The sequence below is a fragment of the Wolbachia endosymbiont of Mansonella perstans genome, assembly GCF_020278605.1.
Classification (GTDB): domain Bacteria; phylum Pseudomonadota; class Alphaproteobacteria; order Rickettsiales; family Anaplasmataceae; genus Wolbachia.
The window spans coordinates 8,221-10,298 of sequence record NZ_JACZHU010000031.1; the positions used below are offsets into that span (position 1 = coordinate 8,221).

Consider the following 2,078-nt stretch of genomic DNA (forward strand, 5'->3'; position numbering starts at 1 on the left):
AACATAGTTTGTTGAAATTCGTTTATGATAATTCTCAGCATAGCTTGAAGCAGAAGCTTACTGATTATAAAAAAAGTCTGGAAAAACTTGAGGGGCTTAGTAAAGTTTTCTTGTTACCAAATGTTCCAAAGCGTATCGAGGTTTATGATAATAGCCATACATCTAGAAATCAACAAGTTGGTGTGATGATTGTTGCAGGGCAGGAAGGTTTTTTAAGAAGTGAATACAGAAAATTTACTATAAAAGAAGAAATTTCAGGTGATGACTATAAAATGATGAGAGAGGTGCTGACCAGACGTTTCTCCGGTAAGATAAAAGACATAATTCCCGATTTTCTATTGATTGATGGTGGGCCTGGGCATGTCTCCATAGTAAAAAATGTATTAGAAATATTGAATATAAATATTCCTTTTGCTTGCATGGCAAAGGGTTCCTATCGCAACGCAGGGAATGAGAGATTTTATATGCCGGGCAGAGAAGAATTTACTCTAGCAAATGACAGCAAAGTCATGCTTTATTTACAATCGCTGCGTAATGAGGCTCATCGTTTTGCAGTCGCTTCACATAGAAAAAAGCGCGATAAACAGCCTTTCGTTTCAACGTTAAGTAAAATAACTGGCATTGGTGGCAAAAGAAAAAATGCGTTGATGTTTCATTTTGGTTCAGTGGAAAACATAAGCAAAGCTTCCCTGGCCGAAGTTCAGAGCGTAGCTAGGATTAGTAAGGAATTAGCAAAAGCTGTTCTTGAACATTTGAATGACAAAAAGTAAACTTTCTACAGTGTGTGTTACGCTTCTTGCCTCAAATTTTTTGCAACATCAAGTGCAGCATAGGTGAATATTGCACTCGCACCTGCGCGTTTAAAGCCAATTAAAGACTCATAAATTACTTTGTCATAATCCAGCCAGCCATTGTTTGTTGCAGCTTTTATCATTGCGTACTCACCACTTACTTGGTAAGCAAAAATTGGAAAATTGAACTTATCGCTTGCTGTTTTTATTACATCCAAGTATGGCATACCTGGTTTTATCATAATAAAATCTGCACCTTCATTTATATCCATTTCGACTTCGCAAATTGCCTCTCTTGCATTTCTGTAATCCATTTGATAGCCACTTTTATCAATAGAACTGGATGGTACGCATGAACCGATAACTTGTCTGAATGGTGCATGGAAGCTGGAGCAGTATTTCACTGCATAAGATAGTATTGATACATCTTGAAAGCCATTATCATCTAATGCTTTTCTTATTTTCCCTATTCTACCATCCATCATATCAGAAGGGGCAACTATATCACATCCCGCTTTTGCTAAAGCAAGTGCTTGCTTTAGCAACACTGGCACAGTTTCATCGTTTTCTACGTCTATCCGATTGTTTTTTAAAATGCCATCATGACCATGAGTGGTGTATGGATCAAGTGCAACGTCTGCGATAATGCCAATGCCCGGCACCTTTAATTTTACAGCACGAATTGCTTTGCAGATTAAATTGTCCAGACTGTATGCTTCCTCAGCATTTTCAGATTTTAATTTACTGTCAACTACAGGGAAAATTGCAATAGCATTAATTCCTAAATCCTCAACTTCCTGAGCTATGGAAACCAATTCGTCTATCGAGTAACATTTTATGCCAGGTAAGCCAGGAATTGGTTCGGTTGTTTCTTCTCTACCGTGAACAAACAGGGGAAAAATCAAGTCGTTTAATGATAAAATACTTTCACTTGTTAAGTTGCGAATCCATTTACTTGATCGTCTACGCCTTAACCGTGTGTTTGGAAAATTAAACATCGTATTTATTGTGCTAGACAAAACTTAACCTGACAGAAGAACTGAGGTAGTCAAAACTAATATTAGAGTCTTATTCAATGCTATTAATATTTTTCTGAAAAGCAATATATTTGCTATAAAAAAATAGATTTCTTATATAAAATCTCAATGGTAACAGGACAAATTAAAGATACCGTTTTGCCGGTCAACAATGGTATCATCCAAGTACCCCCCTTCTCTTGCCATCCAAATAGCTGACGCTGGGATCCAGGATGCTACTTTAGTAAAAAATACTTAAGAAATTTACTAG

At 36.7% G+C, this 2,078-nt stretch carries 2 protein-coding genes; one reads left to right on the forward strand and one right to left on the reverse strand.

Annotated elements, in window-relative coordinates:
* On the forward strand, positions 1 to 770 hold a 770-nt coding region (locus tag IHO13_RS02665; RefSeq protein ID WP_368666873.1), incomplete at its 5' end, for a helix-hairpin-helix domain-containing protein.
* Between the two features lie 17 nt (positions 771 to 787).
* Here the strand turns inward: IHO13_RS02665 and hemB are convergent.
* Entirely contained in the window at positions 788 to 1,789 is a 1,002-nt protein-coding gene (gene hemB, locus IHO13_RS02670) for a porphobilinogen synthase (protein ID WP_225538155.1), read from the reverse strand.
* Positions 1,790 to 2,078 lie beyond the last annotated feature (289 nt).

Excerpts from the sequence above, each read along its gene's own strand:
- hemB (WP_225538155.1), bottom strand. The coding sequence starts at position 1,789 with ATGTTTAATTTTCCAAACACACGGTTAAGGCGTAGACGATCAAGTAAA.